This is a genomic window from Corallococcus sp. CA053C, assembly GCF_003611675.1.
Taxonomy (GTDB): Bacteria; Myxococcota; Myxococcia; order Myxococcales; family Myxococcaceae; genus Corallococcus.
Genome location: NZ_RAWA01000528.1, coordinates 1 through 5,760, shown reverse-complemented (window position 1 = coordinate 5,760; position 5,760 = coordinate 1). Strand labels below are relative to the sequence as shown.

The window sequence follows — 5,760 nt, the reverse complement described above, 5'->3', positions numbered from 1 at the left end:
TAGCAAAAGTCGCGAAGCAGGACAAGCGGCTCGGTCTTTGAAAACCAAATAGCAAGCCCAAGTAGATATGGATTGCGGAAACCCGCAGTCAATTTTTTGAGGGCGCTTTCACCCAAACTGCAGCGCTGAAAAGCGCAGCGACGGGGAGAGTGCCAACGAATCAGCGAGCCGAGGCTCCTTAGCCGGGCCTCGGGGAACGCCGGTTCAAACAACCAAGAATACAATTGGAGAGTTTGATCCTGGCTCAGAACGAACGCTGGCGGCGTGCCTAACACATGCAAGTCGAGCGCGAATGGGGAAACCCTAGTAGAGCGGCGCACGGGTGCGTAACACGTGGATAATCTGCCTGGATGCCTGGGATAACCAGTCGAAAGATTGGCTAATACCGGATAAGCCCACGATTTCTTCGGAGATTGAGGGAAAAGGTGGCCTCTGTATACAAGCTATCACATCCAGATGAGTCCGCGGCCCATCAGCTAGTTGGCGGGGTAATGGCCCACCAAGGCAACGACGGGTAGCTGGTCTGAGAGGACGATCAGCCACACTGGAACTGAGACACGGTCCAGACTCCTACGGGAGGCAGCAGTGGGGAATTTTGCGCAATGGGCGAAAGCCTGACGCAGCAACGCCGCGTGTGTGATGAAGGTCTTTGGATTGTAAAGCACTTTCGACCGGGACGAAAACCCGGAGTCTAATACGCTCCGGCTTGACGGTACCGGGAGAAGAAGCACCGGCTAACTCTGTGCCAGCAGCCGCGGTAATACAGAGGGTGCAAGCGTTGTTCGGAATTATTGGGCGTAAAGCGCGCGTAGGCGGCTTTGCAAGTCGGGTGTGAAAGCCCTCAGCTCAACTGAGGAAGTGCGCCCGAAACTGCAGAGCTTGAGTGCCGGAGAGGGTGGCGGAATTCCCCAAGTAGAGGTGAAATTCGTAGATATGGGGAGGAACACCGGTGGCGAAGGCGGCCACCTGGACGGTAACTGACGCTGAGGCGCGAAAGCGTGGGTAGCAAACAGGATTAGATACCCTGGTAGTCCACGCCGTAAACGATGAGAACTAGGTGTCGTGGGAGTTGACCCCCGCGGTGCCGTAGCTAACGCATTAAGTTCTCCGCCTGGGAAGTACGGTCGCAAGACTAAAACTCAAAGGAATTGACGGGGGCCCGCACAAGCGGTGGAGCATGTGGTTTAATTCGACGCAACGCGCAGAACCTTACCTGGTCTTGACATCCTCGAAATCCTTCAGAGATGAGGGAGTGCCCGCAAGGGAATCGAGAGACAGGTGCTGCATGGCTGTCGTCAGCTCGTGTCGTGAGATGTTGGGTTAAGTCCCGCAACGAGCGCAACCCTCGCCTTTAGTTGCCACGCAAGTGGATCTCTAGAGGGACTGCCGGTGTTAAACCGGAGGAAGGTGGGGATGACGTCAAGTCCTCATGGCCTTTATGACCAGGGCTACACACGTGCTACAATGGCCGGTACAGAGCGCTGCAAACCCGCGAGGGGGAGCTAATCGCAGAAAACCGGTCTCAGTTCAGATTGGAGTCTGCAACTCGACTCCATGAAGGCGGAATCGCTAGTAATCGCAGATCAGCACGCTGCGGTGAATACGTTCCCGGGCCTTGTACACACCGCCCGTCACACCATGGGAGTCGATTGCTCCAGAAGTCACCTCACCAAGAGGTGCCCAAGGAGTGCTCGGTAACTGGGGTGAAGTCGTAACAAGGTAGCCGTAGGGGAACCTGCGGCTGGATCACCTCCTTTCTAAGGAGACCGGGCATCGGGCTCACTCTTCGGAGGAGCAGGCGATGCCAGCAGCCTTCGGGCTGTCAGGTCGACTAGGTCAATGGTTTCCGACCACAATCCATAAAAACTTCGGGCTTGCTGTTTGGTTTTGAAGGACTGAGCGAAGCGGCTCAGCTCTTTGAGAATGAAGGACGCTGTAGGGTTCGCCGACGCTTTAGCCCCCAGGGGCCTATAGCTCAGCTGGCTAGAGCGCGCGCCTGATAAGCGCGAGGTCGGTGGTTCAAGTCCACCTAGGCCCACCATTCTCCCTCACTGGAGGGATGAAGCAGGCGGTGGTGCCGACGCGAGAGTCGGGGCTGTAGCTCAGCTGGGAGAGCGCCAGCTTTGCAAGCTGGATGTCGTCGGTTCGAACCCGATCAGCTCCACAAGTTTACCTGCGGTGGTAAGGCAGGGACGTTCTTTGACAAGTGCATACGAAGGGTAAGTTGCAATTTCTGCTGAGTGAAGTTCTCAACAGAAGTGCCGACTTCAAAAGTAGCCACCAGGCGCCGCGAGGCAGCCGGGAGGTGAAAATGAAGTCTCCCACTTTAAGAAGAAGCAGTGAGAATCAAGCAATAGAGTCTTCCGGGTCTGCTGCGAAGAGCAGGGGCCTGGGCCTTGGTCACGAGTTTCGACAATCCCGCTGGGAAGCGGGCATGACGACAAGAGATCAGGGCAAGTAAGCTACTAAGGGCGTGCGGTGGATGCCTAGGTGCCAAGAGGCGATGAAGGACGTGGGTGGCTGCGAAAAGCTTCGGGGAGTTGCCAACCAAACGTTGATCCGGAGATGTCCGAATGGGGAAACCCAGCGCGGCGAATAGCTGCGTTACTTCAGTCTGAATCCATAGGGCTGAAGAGCGAACCAGGGGAAGTGAAACATCTCAGTACCCTGAGGAAGAGAAAACAATGAGTGATTCCCAAAGTAGTGGCGAGCGAAATGGGAAGAGGCCAAACCAACGTCATGCAAATGGCGGTGGGGTAGCGGGTCCGCGGTAGGACTTTGACAGGCTAGTGGAAGCGTCCTGGAAAGACGCACCAAAGAGCGTGATAGTCGCGTACACGAAAGCCAGTTGGAGCTGAGCGGGTTACCCAAGTAAGACGGGACACGTGCAATCCTGTCTGAATCTGCCGGGACCATCCGGTAAGCCTAAATACTCCTTGGCGACCGATAGTGAACAAGTACCGCGAGGGAAAGGTGAAAAGAACCCCGGTGAGGGGAGTCAAAAGAACCTGAAACCGCATGTCTACAAGCAGTTCGAGCACTACGGCGCAAGCCAGTGCGAGAGCGTACCTTTTGCATCATGATTCGGCGACTTAATATACGTAGCGAGGCTAAGCCGATAGGTGGAGCCGGAGCGAAAGCGAGTCCGAACAGGGCGTCGAGTTGCGTGTATTATAACCCGAAGCGGGGTGATCTACACATGGCCAGGTTGAAGTGCGGGTAACACCGCATGGAGGACCGAACTCATGAAAGTTGAAAATTTCTGGGATGAGCTGTGTGTAGGGGTGAAAGGCCAATCAAACTCCGTGATAGCTGGTTCTCCCCGAAAGATATTTAGGTATCGGCTCGGGCAATTCAATGCCGGAGGTAGAGCACTGGAACGGCTAGGGGTCTCACCAGATTACCAAACCGTACCAAACTCCGAATGCCGGCAATTGTTATCCCGGGACGCAGTCAGTGGGTGATAACGTCCATTGGCAAGAGGGGAATAACCCAGACCGACAGCTAAGGCCCCCAAATCTAGTCTAAGTGAACACTAGAAAGGATGTGGCAGGTCATTGACAACCAGGAGGTTGGCTTAGAAGCAGCCATCCTTTAAAGAAAGCGTAATAGCTCACTGGTCAAGACAGGCCGCGCCGAAAATGTAACGGGGCTCAAGACTAGTGCCGAAGCTTCGGGTCATGCACGTCATGCGTGTGTGGCGGTAGGGGAGCGTCCCAGTTGCAGCGAAGGTAGACTGAAAAGGCTGCTGGAGCGACTGGGAGTGCTGATGCCGAAATGAGTAGCGATAAAGGGGGTGAGAAACCCCCTCGCCGTAAACCCAAGGTTTCCTGGGTCAAGTTAATCTTCCCAGGGTTAGCCGGGTCCTAAGCCGAGGCCGAAAGGCGTAGGTGATGGCAAGCAGGTTAATATTCCTGCGCCATCTTGCAGACGTTGAACTGAGGGAGGACGGAGAAAGCTAGGCGAGCTGACCGGTGGTTGTGTCAGTCTAAAGACGTAGGGGTGTCGCGTACGATTAAAGGCGCGGCAGCTATCCCCGAGATCCCATGGCGCCCCGCAAGGGGTAAGTCGCTGATGCTCTGCTTCCAAGAAAAGTCCCGCAGGGAGTCTGCAGGGTGTCCGTACCGCAAACCGACACAGGTGGGTGAGGAGAAAATCCTAAGGCGCTTGAGAGAACTCTCCTCCAAGGAACTAGGCAAATTTCCACCGTAACTTCGGAAGAAGGTGGGCCTCTGGTAGGTGTAGGCGTACAGCCGAAGCCGAGAGAGGTTGCAGAGAAATGGCGGTAGCGACTGTTTACCAAAAACACAGGACTCTGCGAAGGCGACAAGCCGACGTATAGGGTCTGACTCCTGCCCGGTGCTGGAAGGTTAAGGGGATTCGTCAGCCGCAAGGCAAAGCGATGATCCGAAGCCCCAGTAAACGGCGGCCGTAACTATAACGGTCCTAAGGTAGCGAAATTCCTTGTCGGGTAAGTTCCGACCTGCACGAATGGAGTAACGACTTCCGCACTGTCTCGGAGAGGGACTCAGCGAAATTGAAATAGCTGTGCCGATGCAGTTTACCCGCAGCAAGACGGAAAGACCCCGTGAACCTTTACTACAACTTGACAGTGACACTAGGGATTGGCTGTGTAGGATAGGTGGGAGCCTTTGAAGCCGGGCCGCTAGGTTCGGTGGAGGCAACGGTGAAATACCACCCTGCTGATTTCTGGTGTCTAACCATGTCTCGTCAGCCGGGACTGGGACACTGTCTGGTGGGTAGTTTGACTGGGGCGGTCGCCTCCCAAAAAGTAACGGAGGCGCGCGATGGTTCCCTCAGCCCGATTGGAAACCGGGCGTCGAGTGCAATGGCATAAGGGAGCTTGACTGCGAGACCGACAGGTCGAGCAGGTGCGAAAGCAGGTCATAGTGATCCGGTGGTCCTGAATGGAAGGGCCATCGCTCAACGGATAAAAGGTACTCCGGGGATAACAGGCTTATCTCCCCCAAGAGTTCACATCGACGGGGAGGTTTGGCACCTCGATGTCGGCTCATCGCATCCTGGGGCTGGAGCAGGTCCCAAGGGTTTGGCTGTTCGCCAATTAAAGCGGTACGCGAGCTGGGTTCAAAACGTCGTGAGACAGTTTGGTCCCTATCTGCTGTGGGCGTAGGATACTTGAGAGGCTCTGACCTTAGTACGAGAGGACCGGGTTGGAGGCACCGCTGGTGTACCAGTTGTCTCGCCAGAGGCATCGCTGGGTAGCCATGTGCCGATTGGATAACCGCTGAAAGCATCTAAGCGGGAAACCGACCTCAAGACCAGGTATCCCGGGCGCAAGCCCCTGAAGACTCGTGGAAGACTACCACGTTGATAGGCTGGGTGTGTAAGCGCGGTAACGCGTTAAGCTAACCAGTACTAATAAGTCGAGCGGCTTACTTTCCCCCTTCTCTTGCATGCCCCCTAACCGGGGAGTAAGGGATTCGGGGCCAAGGCCGAGGCCATGACGCTGAGTAAAGCGTCTGCCCGGAAGACAGCTGTTTCACTCTTCTTCAATGAAGAGGCTTCACTCAAGCAGAAGCTTGCAACTTACCCTTCGTATGCACCGTCAATCGCTTTTCCGGTGGCAATGTCGGAGGGGTCACACCCGTTCCCATCCCGAACACGGAAGTTAAGCCCTCCAGAGCCGATGGTACTCCGCGGGAAACCGCGTGGGAGAGTAGGTCGCTGCCGGATTCTTTTTGAGCAAAGCCCCTGGTGCCGCAAGGCGCCAGGGGCTTT

General features: G+C 55.8%; 2 tRNA genes and 3 rRNA genes. All 5 read left to right on the top strand.

The features are described 5' to 3' along the window. The first annotated feature begins 221 nt into the window (after window positions 1-221). The 5 genes from D7V97_RS39150 to rrf all read left to right on the top strand — a co-directional run bounded on the left by D7V97_RS39150 (window position 222) and on the right by rrf (window position 5,715). A 16S ribosomal RNA gene (locus tag D7V97_RS39150) occupies window positions 222-1,757 on the top strand. 207 nt (window positions 1,758-1,964) lie between these two features. Continuing rightward, window positions 1,965-2,041: transfer RNA gene (locus D7V97_RS39145), tRNA-Ile, on the top strand. 50 nt (window positions 2,042-2,091) lie between these two features. Next, a tRNA-Ala gene (locus D7V97_RS39140) sits at window positions 2,092-2,164 on the top strand. Window positions 2,165-2,455: 291 nt separating this feature from the next. Continuing rightward, window positions 2,456-5,422: ribosomal RNA gene (locus D7V97_RS39135) — 23S ribosomal RNA — on the top strand. 176 nt (window positions 5,423-5,598) lie between these two features. Then, a 5S ribosomal RNA gene (gene rrf / locus D7V97_RS39130) occupies window positions 5,599-5,715 on the top strand. Together the 16S, 23S and 5S rRNA genes with 2 tRNA genes alongside form the textbook arrangement of a ribosomal RNA operon. Window positions 5,716-5,760 lie beyond the last annotated feature (45 nt).